Here is a 17,888-nt window from a genome sequence, read left to right on the forward strand (position 1 = left end):
TCCATTCACGTGGCGAAAATGCCACGCTTTTCAAATTCCGTTTGCGATGCCGCGCTGGCGCGTTTGACTTGGTATCCCAAATTGGTCACCTTCGGGTATGCAAAAAGGGGCTGGTGCGTAAGTGCCGGCCAAAAGGGGAACTACGACTATGATGGTATCGAGCAAGCTCTCGCGGGGAGCTCTCGTGAGCTCGACTGCGCTCATCGCACTCCTGTCGTTAGCCTCAGGCGCGCAGGCTCAAAATGTCAGCGCCCCGATCACCACGGTCGCGCCGACGCCCGACCAGGGCAGCGAGATCGTCGTGCTCGGCACCCGCCGCACCGATCGTACGCTGACCAACTCGGCCTCGCCGGTCGACGTCATCAGCGCGACCGAGTTGGCGACCCAGCCCGCCGCGAACATCATGGACTCGATCAAGAATATCGTGCCTTCGTTCTTCGTCGGCCAGAACACGATTTCGGACGCCTCGACCTTCGTTCGCGCGCCCTCGTTGCGCGGTCTGCCGAGCGACGAAATCCTCGTCATGATCAACGGCAAGCGTTTCAACCGTTCGGCACTGGTCCAGGTCTATTCGGGTGGTGACACCGGCCTCGCCTTCGGGTCGCAGGGTTCGGACATCTCGTCGATCCCGTCGATCGCGATCAAGAGCCTGCAGATCCTGCGCGAAGGCGCCACCGCGCAATATGGCTCGGATGCCATCGGCGGCGTGCTCAACTTCGGGCTGCGCGACGCGCGTCACGGCGGCGAAGCCTCCGCGCGCTATGGCGCGACCTATGACGGCGACGGCAAGAGCCGCCAGCTTGCTGCTACGATCGGCGTCGGCCTCGGCAGCATCGGCTTTATCGACGTATCGGGCGAATATAACAAGGAAGGCCAGACCAGCCGCGGTGCCACTCGGCCCCTCGCCGCGATCTTCGCCGCACAAAATCCTTCGCTCGCGTCGCAGCTTCCCAACTATCCCGGACCGGTCCAGATCTGGGGATCACCGCCCAGCCATGGCTACAAGGCAGTCATCAATTCGGGGATCGACGTTACTCCCAACAGCCAGCTCTACTTCTTCGGCAACATCGCGCGCTCTAAGGCCGATACCAGCTTCAACTATCGCTCGCCGATCGGCGCCACGGTCGTCGACTCGATGGGGGTACCGCGCTCGCTCGGTGCCAATGGCTCCTTCACCCGCTTGTTCTACGTGACGCCGTGCCCGACCGGCAATCCGACCTGCCCGGCGGGCGCATTCGTCAACGACGCCAATGCCTTCAGCTTCAAGTCGATTTACCCGGCCGGCTTCACGCCGCGCTTCGTCGGCGTCACCAAGCAGATGTACGGCGTCGTCGGCTACAAGGGCAAGATGGACTCTGGGTTCACCTATGACATCAGCGCGTCGAAGGCCAAGAACACGCTGGCCCTGTCGATGTATAATTCGCTCAACGCCTCGTACGGCCCAGCCTCGCAGACCAGCTTCCAGTTCGGCACGCTGAGCCAGAAGGAAACCAACGCCAACCTCGACCTGACCTATCCGGTCAACATCGGGTTCGCGTCTCCACTGACCGTTTCGGCCGGCGCCGAATATCGCAAGGAAACCTACGGCGCCACGCCGGGCGATCTGCAATCCTATTCGGCGGGCCCGTTCGCCGTTCCGCAGACCTTTTACAACTGCGTCGGCACCGCTTGCACCCTTGGTGGCACGGCGTCCGCCGCGTCGCCCGGTGCCAGCGGCTACGGCGGCACCAGCCCGACCTATGCCGGTAGCTGGAGCCAGTCGAACTATGGCGTTTATGGCGGCCTAGAGACCGACATCACCGACGCGCTCAGCGTTGGACTCGCCGGCCGGTACGAGCATTATAACACCTTTGGCGGCGCCTTCGTCTACAAGGCCAATGCACTTTACAAGGTCGTCCCCGGCTTCTCGGTTCGCGGAACGATCGGCACAGGCTTCCACGCCCCATCGCCGGGCCAGGCTCATGTTGCCATCCTGACCACCAACTTCGTCAACGGCGACCAAGTGCAGACCGGCACCTATCCCGTCGATAGCCCGATCTCGCGCTATTATGGCTCGACCACGCTGGGGCCGGAGAAGGCGAAGAACTACGGCGTCGGCTTCATCGCCAAGCCCATGCGCAACCTGACGGTGACCGTCGATGGCTACATCATCAAGGTGAAGAACCGCATCGGTATTTCGCAGACGTTCCGCGTTACCGCTGCCGACATTATCGCCCAGCCGCTGCTGAGCGCGGTCGGTGTGGGTGGCGACGTCAACTATTTCACCAATGGCTATGACACGACGACCAAGGGCATCGATTTCGTCGGCACCTATCGCATGGGCGTCTACAGCCCGGGCGATCTCAACCTGACGCTCGCCTACAACTACAACAAGAGCAAGGTCGACCGTTATGACCCGGGCGTGATCAGCTTCGCCCAGCTGGACCTCGTCTCGCACCTCGCGCCCAATCATCGCGCAACGCTTTCCAGTGTGTTCACCACCGGGCCGGTCACGCTCACCCTGCGCGAGAATTTCTACAGCTGGTGGCGCAACCAGAATGACTATCCGGGCGATGGTGGCACGCTTGGCCAGAAGTTCGGATCGAAGTTCACGACCGATATCGAGGCGGCCTATCAGCTGACCCGCAACATCGGGCTGGCGCTTGGCGCGAACAACGCCTTCGACGCGCATCCCGACCGCCTTCACTATTCGAATGCGAGCCGGCTCTACCCGATCACCGGCAGCACCGCCGACGGCCAGATCTACCCGCGCAGCGGTGGTCCGTTCGGGATCAACGGCGGCTTCTGGTATGCCAAGGTGAAGATCAGCATGTAGTCCGTCGTGTGACGGACTAGGCGAATGACAGCGGCGGGGCGTGGCGGGTTGACCGCTCCGCCCCGCCGTTTTCTTGTGGATCACACCAGGGGGCCAGCATGACCAGTCTCACCCATCGCCTCGCCACCGAGGACGACCTCCCCCAGCTTCGTGCGTTGATGGCCCGCGCTATCGCCGATCTCCAGCGCGGCTTCCTCACCCCCGCCCAGATCGCCGCCAGCCACACGGTGATGGGCCTCGACACCCAGCTCGTCGCCGATCGCACCTATTTCATCGTCGAGCAGGGGGGCGCGCTGGCCGGCTGCGGCGGGTGGAGCTGGCGCGCAACGCTGTACGGCGGCGACGACAGCGCAGTCGCGCGCGAAGCCCGCCCGCTCGACCCCGCGACCGACGCCGCCCGCGTCCGCGCCATGTACACCGACCCCGCCTTCGCCCGCCAGGGCGTCGGCCGCTTCATCATCACGCTGTGCGAAGACGCCGCCCGCGTGGCCGGCTTTGCGGCAACCGAAATGATGGCCACCCTGTCGGGCGAACCGCTGTACCGGACGTGCGGCTACCTCCCCGTCGAGCATATTATATCGGCCCCGGTCGACGGCATCACCGTCCCCCTGATCCGCATGCGCAAAATCTTGTAATTGAACGGAAAACCCGTGGCGGAGAGGGTGTCCGCCGGACTACTTAGCTCATGATATTGATTAAACTAGACTTAATCCAGCTGACTTATCGTCTTACCCACATATCTACCCACGCCTGAGACGCGTCACCCTATTTTTGCCTATTTTATTCGTTCAATCTGTTCGTCCGCTTCCGGAATTGATCATAAAGAGGCCGACGGCAGGAAGTGGGTGGAAAGCGGACATTCGTGGAAAGCGGACATTCGTGGCTACTGCTCACGCTCGTCGTAGAACGTGCTGCCCTTGTTGGGTGCCGACCTAAGCTGATGGAGACCGATACGATGTCCCTGTTCAATGGAGAGGGATGGAGGACCGGCGCGCCAGATGTGAGCGGACGCGCCGATGGTGAACTCCCGGGATAGAAGCGCGAATACCTTTTGCGCGGCCTTCTCCTGATTTGCTGCAAAAGCATGACGTGTCGTAAAGAAGCCCTTTGTATCAGGTGGAAGGCTCGGGTCGCGTCCGTGTATGAGGAATCTATAGTAGGGCATGAGGCCAATCTGCAGCCTACTCCTAATGTCCGCAATGGGTCGGTAGCGGTCAGACCGTTTCAGGGGCTCCTCAATCAGCTACGGACGGCGGCAAGTCGGTGGATAGTAGACATTGCTATCGCCGCCGTTCGCAACGAAGAGAAGGGATGATGACGCATCCGTTCAAATGTCTGGTCATCGTGGCGAGCCTCGCGAGTTGTAACCCTGTTCAGTCAGACGCAACAGCGATTTACCAAGATGCTCGTTCGCCGGGCAGGTGGGACGCCCGAAGTCAGATTGTTCGGCACTTTCCTGTTCCAGACGTGGTGCCTCGCTTCATCATCGTTGGAGGCAATTTGTTTTTGCTCACACAGCTCACCCGCGAGCGGGCGCTGGCGACGGAAGTAATAGAGCAGCCCGAGTGGAGCGTTTCGGATTTATCGACGCTCGAAGCACGGCACCCAGAGCTTCGGGGAAGGCTGCGCCACTTATTGTGGGCCAAGACAGGCTGAGTAAAAAGAAACGCCCGCAGGTGGGTCGGTAGCCAACCGTCTGCCTTTGGCATCAGATCCGACGGTGCTGAGCGGCTAGAAATGGGTGGTTACCGGACCGCCAGCTATTGAGCGAACACACTGGAAATAAGACTTGAGCCGGACTAGGCCGTTGGGGAAAGGACAGCGCCATGTTCGCTATCGAGGATGAGTTGCATGGCGAGCCGGGTGCAGAGTTTGCCACCCGAGACGAGGCGATGGCTGAACTGCAACGCCTCGCTACCTTGCCGTGGGACGAGCCGCCGAACCGAGCCCCATGCATGAGTTGGGAAACGTGTGGCCGTAATTACTCAGTGGTGGAATACGATCAAAGCTGCACCCCGTGGCGTCAGTGTTCAGTCATCCCTATGATTGAGATGTCCAGCAAGGGCGTGAAATGGCTCGCCTGAGTAAGCGGCCACAAAGGTCTGTAATTGGCGGCGAGGCGAAACCATCGTAACGGCGAAAGCTGGGTCAGTAACCGAGGGGCCGCTTGCAGCGCCCGCTATCGTCGCCGGGAACGTCCCGAGGTGGGTGGAAGCGGACTCATCAGTGATAAGGTTAAGTCCGAAGGCAAAGGCGGTAGTGGGGTTCGTCAATGGCCGGGTGGAAAAAGCCTCTTCTCCTTATCGCCGCCTTCGTGTCGTGGTTTTCGGGCCTCATTCTAGCTGGCGGCTGGGGCTATCCCAGCCAATATTTCTGGTTCTCCGCATCTATCCTCGCCATCGCAATTGCGGTGGCCCCGTTTTGGCGTCGTCGTGGCTCTACTTGGTATTGGCCAAGCGTCGCGCTCATTACCGGCATCAATCTGACGCTGATGTATTTGAAGCGCGACGACCTCGCACAGCGTGACTTGCCCGCGAAAGGGATCGTGCAGGGACTGCTCGTTCTCGATTGTATGGCGAGTTGGCTCTTAATGGTGGCGCTTGCCTACCTCGCAGATCGCAGGTTCGCATGGCAAGGATGAAAGCGCTACCAGAACTAATGTCGGCAATGGGTCGAAAGGCGACTGGCGGCTTGCGGCGCCTGCCATCGTCACCGGGAACAGCTGGAACTGGGTGGAAAGCTGTCGTCAGACCAATTTGACGAGGGCCGCTTCCGTCTCGCCCGCAGTCGGGGCGCGGCTATCGTCACCAACAAAGTGGACGGCGTCGGGCACTGCGTCATCCGCGAAGTCAAAATCGTCACTCATTACGAGACAATCAGCCGTGTAGTTCGCTGACAGGAAAGGCAGCCGGTTGTCCGCGAGTGCTTTAAGGAGCCGTCTTGCGTGGTCCCGAGTGATGACTATCTCTGGCCCATCGGTGACGATTATGTGGCCCACGCCACCGGACCGGAAGCCATGTTCGCAGGCGTCAACTTCCGCCGCAATCTCGCTATTGAAATCCTCCGGCGACAGGTGGCCATTCAAAAAGGCGACGAGGGATGCGTGCTCCATCTCATTGTTGATAGTCCGTCTGCTAATGTCTGCAAATGGGTCGATAGCCGATCGGCTCCTTTTGCTTATCATCGTCTGTGCTAGGAGGTGGACGTGAAACGGTCCTGCCTCATCCTCGCTGCCTTGATAATTTCAGCGTGCGCCCGTGAGCCAGACGCTCTTTGCACTAGTTCTCCGCCAGAGGATGGGAGACATTATCGGCAGTGGCAGCGTGATCGTCACGCTGCGGCTTGCGACGAATACGATAAAACTATCTCTTCCAAGTCTTTCTCGAACAGCCGTTAACTAACGCAGAATCGGCCTCGAGCAAAAGTGACGGAATGTCCGCAAAGGGTCGAAAGCGGACTTTGCATCATATGAGTAGAAGGCCACGCGAGTATGGTATGGGCACCACTTCATGACGTCTCGCCGTAACGCCATCATTTCAACCGTAGTCGGACTTATCTCCGCACTCATAGCCGCTGCATTACTGTTCCTTACGGTCGGGGCCTGGGTGATGTTCAACCTCTTTTGGGGCTGTTCTCCCTATCATCGCGTCCAGCCTGACCCCGAACCATGCTCAGGCCTCATCGTTCCGCTCACACTGCTGGGAGTGACCCTCGTCTGCTCGCTTGTCGCAGGGGCGGTTTACCGTTTCGCCAAACGCACGGCAACGCGGTGTCTTGAACGCTGAGCGACTGATCGGATGTCCGCAATTGGGTGGATAGCTGCCATTAAAATTCGGCGACTGTCTCATGGCCAAGCGGATACCAGACGCCTCGCTTCAGCCAGTTGCCCATGTTCGGAACAACATGACCTTGATCCAATTCACTCACGTCGTGAATGCGGGTTACCTCCGACGCCTTTCGTTCATCTCCAAAGGCTGCTTCGAACAAGCTTAATGCATCATCTTTATCGCGCGCCGTGATGCCGACACCCGGAGAGTCATCACCCTTGATCCAGTAGGGAACCATCATAAGCTCACAATAGGTGCGGATTCGCTGAGTGCAAATGTCCGCAAGTGGGTCGGCTGCCGACTGGCAGCTTTCAGCGTCAGCCGTTGTCACCGCGCATGGCAAGAAATGGGTGGTCAGCTGCCGCTCAGGGAGCCATAGTCTTCCAACTCCCAGTGCGACCAGCGAGCGATCTTGCCAGCCACCTCCGGCCAATCCTCGCCGGTTGCTTCGCCAATTCTCCTTCTCACATAATCTTCGATGCGCCTGACATCGAAGGTTCGGGTGATAAGCAAAAACCTTCCCCCTATCATGTTGCTACTTTTTAACTCCGCCTCCAGCCACGCTGGCGAACATACACTGAAATCGAACGACTCTTCGCCGGGTGATCCTGACGGACCGACAAGCGCCCTGAGAGCCACACAGAAGGCATCGGCCTCTGGCTGCGCTGTGATAATCGGTTCGTGCTCCACCGTTACCAGTGCTCGAAGTTCGGCGTTCATTCCGCCTTTTCGTCGATTCCGAGTTTGTCCGCAATTGGGTCGGAAACCGAATGGCAGCTTTTGGCGAGCATGAGACCCAAGCGGACCTAGCCTACGTCCGGTTAGCAGAAGGCCTCGGTTTCCATCTCCGCTATCAGTTCACGGAAATGCGCCAGTTCGGCCCGTAGCGCCGCCCTATGCCCGCCCTTGAACGCGTTGCGGCTGGCAGTCACCTTGCCCGGTGCCGTCCTCGGCCCGGTGGCTTGCTTCCACGGAGACCAGCGCCGGATTGCTTCCGCCTGGCGTTCCCGCCGTTCCAAAGTCCAGCCGTTGCTCAACGTGATGCTCCAATAGTTCGTTTGGCCGATTGTCAAAATTCTCCGCGCGGGAAGGTGCGCCGCCGTTGTTCACCTGTTGCGGCCCATTCGATATGTTGGCTTGGCGAGCAATAACGACGGGGGGATTCTTCATTCCTGCGAGCGTCTCGATGGTGGCTCGGCATTGTGCCTGGGCTTTGAGCGCCAGCCGCATGTAACGTTCGCTGGCCTCGATATATTCGCCCATGTTCAAGCCCGACCGGCGAGCGAGTTCGGTGAAGATCGAGTTGAGTGCGGTGGCTTGGTTAACGAGGATCTGCTCCGGTCCGGTCATGTCACCCTTGCAGACCTTGGCGGCGTTCTCCGAGACCGCCTCCAGCGTCTCGGTAATTTCCAAGTTGCCCATCGTCCCTTTGCCAAACAAGACGACGGTGGCGGCGGCATTGACGGCAGGACAGATGGCCAGCTCCGCTAACGTCTTCTCGCGAGATTTCTTTGGCTCATCGGGGATGCGAAGCTCCATCTTGCCGTTCGACTTCGCTGCCTTGCTCGCACTCATTGCCAGACCCTCGCTGTGTTAGTCGAGTATAACACAGATTTGTACCGGTGGGAATCGACCGTCGAGAAATCTGTCCGCTAATTGCGTAATCTCGCAAAAAGCAGAAGGTCGGTTCTCGACCCAATTGCGGACAATGGCGAAGGCTGCAACCATACGGACATGAGTGATGAAGCCACACCTCACGCCCTAATGCTGCGAGACACCATCGTTTGGTTGAGGGAACACCTCGCCGAAGTCGAAGTCGATACGGATTTCGACCGTGGCTATCGCATGGGCCTTGGGTTCGCCCTCGATACGCTCAAGATCCAGTGCGACGCTTTCGGTCTTCGTGATGACTTGGGGTGGACGGAGCCGGACGTGACAAAACGACTTCGGAAGGAGGATGGCTAAAGTCGGCTTGCCACCCACTTACAGCCGTTTGCCTCGGCGGTGACGATTGCCAAAGGCGATCGGTCTGGTAACTACCCAGACTTGGACGTTCAAGCCACATCTAGTCCGCCTCATTGTGAACATTCGCGCAGATGCCTAGCTCCATAGCTATGAGAGGTAATTACTCGTTGCGTCGTTATCGTGTCGCGCAATCCGTAGTGTCGATTGGCAGCTTCTTTTTATGCGCGGGCTGGCTCGTCGTCGCACTGCTCGCCCTCTTGATCTGGTCGTTGGGCGATTGCATTGGTGACAATCAGTGTCAGCCAGGCCGAACCTACGCTCTGTTGATTATCATTGTAGTCGGATTGGGCGGATTCGGGTGCGCGGTGTTGACGAGGAGGTTCGTGCTTCGTCGCATGGACCGACGCATTGCACGGAGTGATTGGTAGCCTACGGGCTGCGAGCCGGTCCCGAAAAGCCCAAAATGTGCATGGCGCTTTTCGACCAACGTCCGGCCGTAACCCACCGGTGGAGCGACGGTAAGGAATCGGTCGATCGGCAACCGACCCAAAAGCAGACGTGCCGTGCGCAAACCTACCCGCGCGTGAGCAAGGCCCACACGAACGTCATGGAGATAGCGAGCAGATAATAGGTGCTGGATAACTTAGAGGAGCGTCGTTCGAGAAGGGCGCCGCGAATAAACAACCCGACTGCAACCATTGGGACAACCGTTAGAGCGATGGCCCAGTGCAGACGGCTGGATGGGTTCGCGAGCATCGATTGTGGGATTAAAACCGCTCCGAGTGACAGGATGATTACGAGCACAGCCGAAAGGGCCGCACAGACCTTCAAGGACCGTTGAACTACAGCGTGTGCTTGCATTATCCTCTTTCCACCCACTTCCACCTGTCTAGAACGAGCTTCGCTAGCCTAGCGCGGACGGTCGGCTACCTACCCAGTTGTGGAAATTACGGCCTACCGATTGGTCGCGGCTCTCTCGGCGATTTCCATCCCGGTGGAAGAGGTTCTCCATATCCGGCAGGGGCTGAGAACATTGAGCCGTAAGCGAACTGGCCAGTCGCGCCCTTAAACCCAAGAATATACCAAACCTCGATCATGTAACCAGAGGTGCGATCCCGATCTTCTGTCTCAAGCAGGTTGACGCGCTTCATGGCCCGACGGATTAATGTTAAGACATCGCTGGCTGGAAGGGGGCCATTCTCTCGGAACAGGATCGTATCCAGCACACCGTTTACAGCAGCCCGTGCAACCACCCCCTCCTCTGGGGTGGCCACCCCAGCGTAACCAAGGGGTGGATAATCGTGAGGCTCAAACTTCTCTTCTGATCTAAGCCGGGACAGGATCACGCGCTTTTCGGAGTTGAGTTGCACCATCTCGTTAGACGGTTTCGGAAATGCCTGAGAATATTTCCACGATGCGCTCGCTACCATTCCAAGGAGCACAAGCATAACGATACTGAGCACGAGCAAGGTTCGTCGCATGGTCAATGCTATACGCGAGAAATGTCCGCCTTCCACCCAAAAGCGGACTTACTTGGTGGGGCGCGTCAAGGCGCGCTAATCGCTCGTGGCAAGGGATTGGCTGCGTCCCCATCGCTTGCCGACGATTGCGCCCATCTCAGCGCGGTGCAAGACAGATAAGCGCTCTAGAACGCGTGCTGGCGCTGATTTCGAGATGTACCCGCACACCACGGCCAAATTGGCCAGGAACGAGCCTGGTGATGTCTTAGCGGCCCTTGCAGAACGCCCCACGATGCGGGTCCGACTGGTCCGTTTCACATATACGTTGCTAGTTACCCGCTCCAGCCAACGCCGATTGCGCCAGCCGCACCAACGAACCCCGGCAGGCACGTGGAGCAAAATATGGACATGGCTGCCCTTCGAACCATCGCCTTCGTCATTCTCGCGAACCCAGACGCAAGCAAAGCGATGGCCCTGCTTCCTGAGCCAGTCGCGAACAAGTGTGAGAAGCGCTCGCGTCGCCGCGCCTGCATTGTCATTTGTGACGCCTGCCAGATCCCAGTGCACGGTCCAATGTCGGTTCAGCGGCAGGCCAATGGTGTTTGCCCTAGCGACCGCCGCGAAGATACCTCGCCCCTGCTTCTCGGTCAGTTGATAGCTCACCCGGTCAGCCCTGTTTCTCGCGCCGCCGTGACGCCTCTTGCCAGCGTTCTTTCCCAAATGGCCGTGCACTTTAGAACTATCTATATTTGCAGGAGCCGTGCCAGATTCCGCCGGTGGCGGATTTGCGCCAAGCCCGTCACGGCTGGCTGAGCCAAGGGCGAGCATTTCCGATCCCCTTTCCCATATTTCAAGTTTGCGTGAAAAACGGACGGAAAGGACCGTTTCCGGTGCCTTCCCGCCCATCTTGCTTAGGTCGCTAGCGGATCTGCCAGATAGTCGGTCAGCGCCGCTTGCAGCTCGTCTAGCCGCTCTACCGGGAAGGTTACGCCCTGCCTTGTCGGCTTGAGCGTGTCACCGTCACGATACCACTTGCGCCAGTTGCCGAACGTGCGCCCTTCATGGGTCGCGACCTCTAGTCGCCACAAGTCACCACGATACGGCTGCTCGAACAGAATAGCCGTCATGCCAGCCGCCATTCGATCGTGACCGGCGAGACAAAGCGATATCGCGCGTGCCAGCCCCCCTCATGATCTTCGTGAACCGTCTCGATAGCCAGCCCGTAATCGTGGCGGAGCGTGTGGACGTAAGCACCCAAACGAGATGCCCAGCTGTTAACCTCAATCGCGGTTAAGCCAGCCGCACTATGCTCGACCGATGCGACTAGCGTCTTGGCGACTTGGCCGATGACCTCAAACCGCCCAGCCGGGCCGATAGCCTCGACGATAATAAGCTTGAATGGACGGCTGGGCTTGGCGTAGATGCCAGGTGTCGAGCTTGTTTCCACTTGCGCGATATTCGCCCCTGAGGCCGCTGTAACGGCCTTGGGGGCACTTCCCCAATTATCCATGAGCCTCGCCCCCCTGCTTTACCGGCAGTGACGCCAGCCACGCCTCGGCGTCGGCACGCGTGATACGTGTTCCAGTCCCAAGCTTCACTAGAGGAATAGCTCCCCGTTTCACTTCTCGGTAAAAACCGGATCTCGAAATTGAATAGCGCGACAGGAAGTCGCCCACGGTTAGCAGCTCACAGTTCCACATTTTATCGGACTCCAATTGCCGTATCGACCCCTCCGAATGGTTGGGCATTCGACGAAATGGCAGGGGACCGAGCAATGGGAAAGCGTGAACTAGTCCCAATTATCTTCGCGTTTTTGGGACGCTCTCTTAAAGCGGAAGGAGGTTCGAAGTTCGTGGCGGTCGGCTCGTACAAATCGGTAGCGCCCAACCAGAATCTTTGTTTTCTTTCGGTCTGATGCACGCTTGGCCTTCTTTCGCTTACTGGAAACGTTTTTAGCCGGTTGGTCGGAAATCGTACTTTGAAGGGCAATCTGAATGTGACGCTGAACTTCCGCTGCTTTTGCCTCCTCAAGCAATCGGTAAATCGTCGAGCGCCCAACGCCGAACTCGGATTGAGCGTCAGCCAACACGTTTTTGCGAAGTTGGCCCTCTTTCATTTTTTCGTCGATGAATCTTTTGACCTCCAACGGGACAGGTGTTCCCTTCGCCTTCGCAGCGGGACGCCCGGCATCAAGCCTCTTCAAGTTCAGCGAGTATAGCTCGTCTTTGTGAAGCAGAGCATGAGCAACGGCCCGAATTACGCCGGGACTGATTTTGGCTGTACTCAGCAGGAGTTTCGCGAGATCCGATTCGAGGTTCTCAGGTTCATGGCCTAGTGCGGCCCTGACTTCTGCAAATAGATCGGATTTGCCAGCCCGAATTAACTTCAAACGTGGCATTATTGGAGGTTGAACCGACACCAAGCGGCCATCATGCCGCGTCGTTTTTCCAGCATGTTGCCGCGCCGGTAAGCCGCTTCGGCCTTGTTCGGGATGGCATGAGCCAGCGCCGCCTCGGACAGCTCGTTAGGGAAGTTGGTCGTCTCGCTTGCCCAATCTTTGAAGCTGGACCGAAAGCCGTGCGGCACTGCGTCCAGTACCATGTCACGAAGAACCTTCGTCAGTGTCATGTCGGAGATTGGCTTGCCGCGCTTTGTGCCCGGAAAGACCAGATCGGTCGGCTCGGCTGGACGCGCCCGCCACGCCTTCATCTGCTCCAATACTGCAAGCGCTCCCTCGGACAGCGGCACGACATGTTCGCGCCCCGCCTTCATCCGTTCGCCCGGTATCGTCCACAGCGCAGCGTCGGAGTCAATTTCACTCCAGGTCGCGCCTCGGACTTCGCCAGACCGGGCAGCGGTCAGGATAAGGAATTGCAGCGCCAGCCGCCCTAGAGATGGGCGTGCGCGTAGTCCTGCCAGAAAGGCCGGAACGTCGGTGTAGGGCATCGCCGTATGATGCTTGGCCCCGCGCTTCTGCCGGGGGAGCGACTTGTCGATTGCGGCCATTGCAAGCGGCGTCACGCGATAGCCCTTTGCAACGGACCAGTCGGCTATCGCGATGATGCGCTGGCGCACCCGCCGCGCCGTCTCGCTCTTAGTCAGCCAGATTGCCGCAAGCACGTCGCGAACGGCTGGACCGTCCAAATTGGCAACCGACACATCCCCGATAGCAGGGAAGCAGTGCGTCTCCAGCGATGACATCCATTGCTTGTTATGCTTGCCGTTGCGCCAACCTTTCTGCGCCTCGGCATGGACCAGCGCGGCAGCTTCGCGAAACGAGGGAACGCCAGCCGACTTGCGGCGCTCAGCAACGGGATCGAGTCCCGCCTCGACTTGCGACCGGACTTGGGCCGACCGTTCCCTCGCCAACGCTAGCGGAACCTTGGATGCGCTACCTAGCCCGATGTCCCGCCGCTTGCCGTCCTTCTGAACCCGCACCATCCAAGACCGCGAGCCGCTTGCGCCAACAATGAGAAAGAGGCCGTCGCCATCGCCATAGCGTCCTGCCGTTCGAGCCGCCTTTACCGCCGCCGCTGTAAGCTTTCCCACGATTGATTTCCCACATCGTTTCCCACATCATATGCGGGCTAGTCAGGAACGGCAAGGGATGGCGAGGCACGCTAACCCGCCTTATCTGTGAGGGAAAGTTGCGTGGTTTGGGCCGGTCGGGATTGATCAGAAACAGAGAAGTGGCGGAGAGGGTGGGATTCGAACCCACGGTACCCTTGCGGGTACGTCGCATTTCGAGTGCGGTGCTTTCGACCACTCAGCCACCTCTCCGCAGGGGTGATCGCATGGGCCGCCACAAAGTGCCGGTCGGTCGGTCGCGGCCTCTAGCAGCGCTTGTTTCGCTTGCCTAGAGTGACTTGATGAAAGCCCTCATTATCGGCGCCACGGGCGGCATCGGGGCAGCCCTTGCCGACGCCCTCGACGCAACCGGCACCGCCGTCACCCGCCTCTCCCGCCGAAGCGATCCGCCCGTCAACCTGACCGACGAGCCCAGCATATCCGCCGCCGCAACCGCGCTCGCCGACCAATGCTTCGACCTCCTCATCCTCGCCACCGGAACGCTCCACACCGCCGCCGCCGGCCCAGAGAAAAGCTGGCGCCAGCTCGACGCCGCCACCCTCACCGACAGCTTTGCCGTCAACGCCATCGGCCCGATGCTCATCGCGCGCCATTTCCTCCCCCTGATGGCCCCCACCGCAACCCTGGCCTTCCTCTCGGCCCGCGTCGGCAGCATCTCCGACAATCGGCTCGGGGGATGGTACGGCTATCGCGCGTCGAAGGCCGCACTCAACCAGTTCGTCCGCACCCTCGCCATTGAGCTTGCCCGCACCAGGCCGCAGATGACCGCCGTCGCGCTTCACCCCGGCACCGTCGACACCGCCCTGTCCGCCCCCTTCCAGCGCAATGTCCCCTCAGGGCAATTGTTCACCCCCGCGATCAGCGCCGCCCACCTCCTCGCCGTCATCGCCGCGCTGAGCCCCGCCGACAGCGGCCGGCTGATCGACTGGGCGGGGGAACCGATCTCACCCTAACGCGCTTGCGTGGATGGACGGTGGGCCTACATAGGAAGCATGACCATGCAGCTGCCCATGCGCGAGGCCCGCTTCACCATCGGCGAAGTCGTGAAACACCGCCTGCTCGATTTCCGCGGGGTGATCTTCGACGTCGACCCCGAATTCGCCAACAGCGACGAATGGTATGAGGCGATCCCCGAACATATGCGGCCGCGCAAGGATCAGCCTTTTTACCACCTGCTCGCCGAAAACGCCGAGTCGAGTTACGTCGCCTACGTCAGCCAGCAGAACCTCCTCCCCGACGAGGAAGGCATCGAAGTCGACCACCCCGCGATTGCCGGCCTGTTCGAAGGGTTTGACGGCGCGCGGTATCGGTTGCGGCCACAGCACCGCCATTAGGCGCCACGAACGTCTGGCAGACTTGGCCTTTCCCTTTGGCGGATTGATCGCAGAGCCGGCGCTGGGATGGGCGGATGAAAGCCGCTTTAATCGAAATTTAATTCTACGATGTCACGAGACGGCCAGTCGAGAGGTCTGAAATCGTGAAGTTCGTACCGATCTTGCCGGAAGCAACGACAAACACCGTCACGCTGGCCGAGTTGATCGGTGCGTTCAGTTACGCGCTGGACATTACCGAAGGGCAACCCGCCGGGCACTGTCTTCGCGCCTGCTGGATAGGCAGCCACATTGGCCGCGCGCTTGGCCTGTCGCTGCAGGACCTTGACGACCTTTATTACACGCTCCTGCTCAAGGACCTTGGATGCAGCAGCAACGCCGCGCGCATCTGCGAACTTTACGAAGCCGATGACCGCGCCTTCAAGCAAGGTTATAAGACCGTCGGGACAGGGCTCGCTGCGACCATTCACTTCATCGCTTCGCGCACCGCCAAGGCCGCCTCGTTGCCGCGCCGCGCCATGGCCATCGGCCACATCCTGAAAAACGGCGACAAGATCGCCCAGGAGCTGATTGTCGCTCGCTGCACGCGCGGCGCAGATATCGCCCGATCGCTCCGCTTCTCGGCGGCAGTGTCGGACGGCATCTATCACCTTGACGAGCATTGGGATGGCTCGGGTCGGCCCGATCATCTGCGCGGCGATGCCATCCCGCTTGCTTCACGCATCGCGCTGCTGGCCCAGGTCGCCGATGTCTTTCATTCCCATGCCGGACGCAATGCGGCCATCGACGAACTTAGGCGCAGGTCAGCGAACTGGCTGGACCCGGTTCTCGTCAAGGCGTTCGAATCCGTCGCCGCCAGGGAGCAATTCTGGATTGGCCTGAAGTCGCCGTTCCTCGAGCAGCAGGTGCTCGCTTTCGCGCCAACCGAAAATGCGCGTGAAGTCGACGATGATTATCTCGACGACATTGCCGCTGCCTTTGGCAAGGTGATCGACGCAAAGAGCCACTTTACTGCCGGGCATTCCGCCCGCGTCGCCGATCTGGCGGGACGAACCGGCGCCGCTATGGGCATCTTGCCGTCACGTCGCCGCTGGTTGCACCGGGCCGCCCTGCTCCACGACATCGGCAAGCTTGGCGTGTCAAATTCAGTTCTCGACAAGCCTGGGCCCCTTGATGAGCGTGAATGGATCATCATGCGCGATCATGCCGCTCATACGCAGGAAATTCTTGGGAGGGTCGGAGTGCTGGCGGATATGGCGCCGATCGCTGCCGCTCATCACGAAAGAATGGATGGATCCGGCTATCCGCTTGGTCTCAAGGACGATCAAATTCGCCGCGAAACTCGTATCATCACGGTGTGCGACTATTTCGACGCCCTGAGTTCGGATCGCCCGTACCGAAGCGCCATGTCACGCGCCGAAGCGCTAGCCATTATCGAAGCCAATATTGGCACGGCCATCGACGGCGATTGTTACGAAGCACTCCGATTGAATATATGATGCGATCGGCATTTTGAACGCCTGAAACGCCGGATATTCAAGCCTGATCGCTGGCCGACCGCTCCTCACCAAACTTCGACATTGACGATTTTCCTGTCCTACAGCACACCCGATATGCTTGGCTCATCCGATGATCCTGTGCGCCTCCCCGACCAATGGTCACCCGTTGATCACCAAAATTACATGCGCGCCCTCCAAACGACACGCGTGACACGCGTGACACACGCGACACCGCCGACACGCACGACATTGCCGACATGCATGACACAAAACCGCGTTACACTGTCTACTTGTCCAAAACCGGGTCATTGCCAGCCGCGCACGATCGCGTCGATTCCCTCGCAAAACGCCTCCCCCCGGTTGACAGGCGAGGCCCTCCTGCCTAGTCGGCAGCCTTTCCCGCGCGGGTCTCCCGCCGCGGCCCAGTTTCGTTGAAGAAAGAAGAAGCCAATGTTCGCAGTCCTGCGCACGGGCGGCAAGCAATATCGCGTTGCCCCGGGAGACAAGATCGTCGTCGAAAAACTTGACGGCGTTGCCGGCGATCACATCTCGCTGACCGACATTCTGCTCGCTGGCGAAGGCTCTGAGCTGAAGTCGCTCGAGGGGCTGACCGTCGGCGCCGAGATCATCGCTCAGGCGAAGGCCGACAAGGTCACCGTCTTCAAGAAGCGTCGCCGCCACAATTATCGCCGCAAGGCCGGCCATCGCCAACAGCACACGATCCTCAAGATCCTGTCGATCGGTGACGCCAAGGCCGAGAAAAAGGCTCCCGCTGCCAAGGCTGCCGCTCCGGCTCCGGTCGTGACCGAAGACGCCCCGGCTGCCAAGGCACCCGCCAAGGCGCCCAAGGTAGAGGCCGCTCCGGCTACTGAAGCCAAGGCGCCTGCCAAGGTTGAAAAGGCCGCCAAGTCGGCCAAGCCGGCTGCGGAAACCTCGACAAAAGACGCGGCGCCTGCTAAGGCTGCGCCCAAGAAGACCCCGAAAGCGAAGTAATTCAGCATGGCACATAAGAAAGCAGGCGGCTCCAGCCGCAACGGTCGCGACTCCGAGTCGAAGCGGCTTGGCGTCAAGAAGTTCGGCAGCGAAGCTGTTCGCGCCGGCAACATCATCGTGCGCCAGCGTGGCACCCGCGTCTATCCTGGCGCCGGCGTCGGCATTGGCAAGGATCACACGCTGTTCGCGCTTACCGACGGCCGCGTCTCGTTCAAGGACGGGCGCCAAGGCCGCAAGTTCGCGTGCGTAGACGCAATTAATATGCCGGCAGAGGCGCAGGCAGCAGAATAGGGACCAGTCACGAAAAGGCTGCTCCCATGAGGGGGTGGCCCAGACGATGACCGGATTTTTCCGTTATTCGAAAGGGAGAAGAGGGCACCCCCCTCCTCTCCCTTTTTTCTTCTCCCGAA

Annotated in this window: 21 protein-coding genes and 1 tRNA gene; 10 read left to right on the forward strand and 12 right to left on the reverse strand. The window is 59.8% G+C overall.

Translation table 11 applies throughout. The features are described from left to right. Positions 1-184 precede the first annotated feature (184 nt). The 4 genes from U1700_RS10450 to U1700_RS10465 all read left to right on the forward strand — a co-directional run bounded on the left by U1700_RS10450 (position 185) and on the right by U1700_RS10465 (position 5,456). Complete coding sequence (locus U1700_RS10450; protein ID WP_332752602.1) at positions 185-2,815, forward strand: TonB-dependent receptor plug domain-containing protein; 2,631 nt, start codon at positions 185-187, stop codon at positions 2,813-2,815. A gap of 98 nt (positions 2,816-2,913) precedes the next feature. Beyond that, positions 2,914-3,450, forward strand: a complete 537-nt coding sequence (locus tag U1700_RS10455; protein ID WP_332752603.1) for a GNAT family N-acetyltransferase — start codon at positions 2,914-2,916, stop codon at positions 3,448-3,450. A gap of 1,191 nt (positions 3,451-4,641) precedes the next feature. Further along, positions 4,642-4,899 (forward strand): hypothetical protein, encoded by a 258-nt coding sequence (locus U1700_RS10460; protein WP_332752604.1) that lies wholly within the window; start codon positions 4,642-4,644, stop codon positions 4,897-4,899. A 188-nt stretch (positions 4,900-5,087) separates the two neighbouring features. Next, positions 5,088-5,456 carry a hypothetical protein gene (locus U1700_RS10465; protein ID WP_332752605.1) on the forward strand — a complete coding sequence of 123 codons (369 nt, stop codon included), beginning with the start codon at positions 5,088-5,090 and terminating at the stop codon, positions 5,454-5,456. A 105-nt stretch (positions 5,457-5,561) separates the two neighbouring features. Here U1700_RS10465 and U1700_RS10470 read toward each other — a convergent pair whose 3' ends face one another. From U1700_RS10470 to U1700_RS10485, 4 genes are all read right to left on the reverse strand, one after another. Then, on the reverse strand, positions 5,562-5,927 hold the full coding sequence (locus tag U1700_RS10470) for a hypothetical protein (RefSeq protein WP_332752606.1): 366 nt from the start codon (positions 5,925-5,927) through the stop codon (positions 5,562-5,564). A 713-nt stretch (positions 5,928-6,640) separates the two neighbouring features. Then, a complete protein-coding gene (locus tag U1700_RS10475) occupies positions 6,641-6,883 on the reverse strand; it encodes a hypothetical protein (RefSeq protein ID WP_332752607.1) in 243 nt (80 codons plus the stop codon). Positions 6,884-6,996: 113 nt separating this feature from the next. Further along, entirely contained in the window at positions 6,997-7,362 is a 366-nt protein-coding gene (locus U1700_RS10480; RefSeq protein ID WP_332752608.1) for an Imm8 family immunity protein, read from the reverse strand. A 174-nt stretch (positions 7,363-7,536) separates the two neighbouring features. Continuing rightward, a complete protein-coding gene (locus tag U1700_RS10485; RefSeq protein WP_332752609.1) occupies positions 7,537-8,217 on the reverse strand; it encodes a hypothetical protein in 681 nt (226 codons plus the stop codon). 159 nt (positions 8,218-8,376) lie between these two features. On the opposite strand from U1700_RS10485, the gene U1700_RS10490 reads away from it, so the two are divergent. Then, positions 8,377-8,607: a hypothetical protein gene (locus U1700_RS10490; protein WP_332752610.1), complete on the forward strand. Its 231-nt coding sequence runs from the start codon at positions 8,377-8,379 to the stop codon at positions 8,605-8,607. Between the two features lie 947 nt (positions 8,608-9,554). On the opposite strand, the gene U1700_RS15610 is transcribed toward U1700_RS10490, so the two are convergent. From U1700_RS15610 to U1700_RS10520, 7 genes are all read right to left on the reverse strand, one after another. Continuing rightward, a complete protein-coding gene (locus U1700_RS15610) occupies positions 9,555-10,088 on the reverse strand; it encodes a DUF4844 domain-containing protein (protein WP_443025929.1) in 534 nt (177 codons plus the stop codon). Positions 10,089-10,163: 75 nt separating this feature from the next. Then, positions 10,164-10,730, reverse strand: coding sequence for a hypothetical protein (locus tag U1700_RS10495; RefSeq protein ID WP_332752611.1), 567 nt, complete (start codon positions 10,728-10,730; stop codon positions 10,164-10,166). 248 nt (positions 10,731-10,978) lie between these two features. Next, entirely contained in the window at positions 10,979-11,194 is a 216-nt protein-coding gene (locus U1700_RS10500) for a transcriptional coactivator p15/PC4 family protein (protein WP_332752612.1), read from the reverse strand. Further along, the gene (locus U1700_RS10505; protein WP_332752613.1) at positions 11,191-11,577 is read right to left on the reverse strand and encodes a winged helix domain-containing protein; all 387 of its coding nucleotides are present in this window, start codon (positions 11,575-11,577) and stop codon (positions 11,191-11,193) included. The genes U1700_RS10500 and U1700_RS10505 overlap by 4 nt, the downstream gene beginning before the upstream one ends. Positions 11,578-11,856: 279 nt before the next feature. Continuing rightward, the gene (locus U1700_RS10510; protein WP_332752614.1) at positions 11,857-12,465 is read right to left on the reverse strand and encodes a hypothetical protein; all 609 of its coding nucleotides are present in this window, start codon (positions 12,463-12,465) and stop codon (positions 11,857-11,859) included. Then, positions 12,465-13,616, reverse strand: coding sequence for a tyrosine-type recombinase/integrase (locus U1700_RS10515; RefSeq protein WP_332752615.1), 1,152 nt, complete (start codon positions 13,614-13,616; stop codon positions 12,465-12,467). Before U1700_RS10515 ends, U1700_RS10510 begins: the two co-directional genes overlap by 1 nt. Positions 13,617-13,757: 141 nt before the next feature. Next, a tRNA-Ser gene (locus U1700_RS10520) sits at positions 13,758-13,847 on the reverse strand. An 89-nt stretch (positions 13,848-13,936) separates the two neighbouring features. On the opposite strand from U1700_RS10520, the gene U1700_RS10525 reads away from it, so the two are divergent. Together U1700_RS10525 and hspQ are read left to right on the forward strand one after the other, a co-directional pair. After that, the gene (locus U1700_RS10525; protein WP_332752616.1) at positions 13,937-14,608 is read left to right on the forward strand and encodes an SDR family NAD(P)-dependent oxidoreductase; all 672 of its coding nucleotides are present in this window, start codon (positions 13,937-13,939) and stop codon (positions 14,606-14,608) included. Between the two features lie 39 nt (positions 14,609-14,647). Then, the gene (gene hspQ / locus U1700_RS10530) at positions 14,648-14,989 is read left to right on the forward strand and encodes a heat shock protein HspQ (protein ID WP_443025930.1); all 342 of its coding nucleotides are present in this window, start codon (positions 14,648-14,650) and stop codon (positions 14,987-14,989) included. 86 nt (positions 14,990-15,075) lie between these two features. On the opposite strand, the gene U1700_RS10535 is transcribed toward hspQ, so the two are convergent. Then, positions 15,076-15,648 carry a hypothetical protein gene (locus U1700_RS10535; protein WP_332753017.1) on the reverse strand — a complete coding sequence of 191 codons (573 nt, stop codon included), beginning with the start codon at positions 15,646-15,648 and terminating at the stop codon, positions 15,076-15,078. Here U1700_RS10535 and U1700_RS10540 point away from each other — a divergent pair. The 3 genes from U1700_RS10540 to rpmA all read left to right on the forward strand — a co-directional run bounded on the left by U1700_RS10540 (position 15,586) and on the right by rpmA (position 17,769). Beyond that, positions 15,586-16,485 (forward strand): HD-GYP domain-containing protein, encoded by a 900-nt coding sequence (locus U1700_RS10540; RefSeq protein ID WP_332752999.1) that lies wholly within the window; start codon positions 15,586-15,588, stop codon positions 16,483-16,485. The genes U1700_RS10535 and U1700_RS10540 overlap by 63 nt on opposite strands. 450 nt (positions 16,486-16,935) lie before the next feature. After that, positions 16,936-17,478, forward strand: a complete 543-nt coding sequence (gene rplU / locus U1700_RS10545) for a 50S ribosomal protein L21 (RefSeq protein ID WP_332752617.1) — start codon at positions 16,936-16,938, stop codon at positions 17,476-17,478. Positions 17,479-17,484: 6 nt separating this feature from the next. Beyond that, positions 17,485-17,769, forward strand: coding sequence for a 50S ribosomal protein L27 (gene rpmA / locus U1700_RS10550; RefSeq protein WP_332752618.1), 285 nt, complete (start codon positions 17,485-17,487; stop codon positions 17,767-17,769). The last annotated feature ends 119 nt before the right edge of the window (positions 17,770-17,888 follow it).

Origin of the sequence: Sphingomonas sp. RB1R13 (genome assembly GCF_036663775.1) — a bacterium.
Classification (GTDB): Bacteria; Pseudomonadota; Alphaproteobacteria; order Sphingomonadales; family Sphingomonadaceae; genus Sphingomicrobium.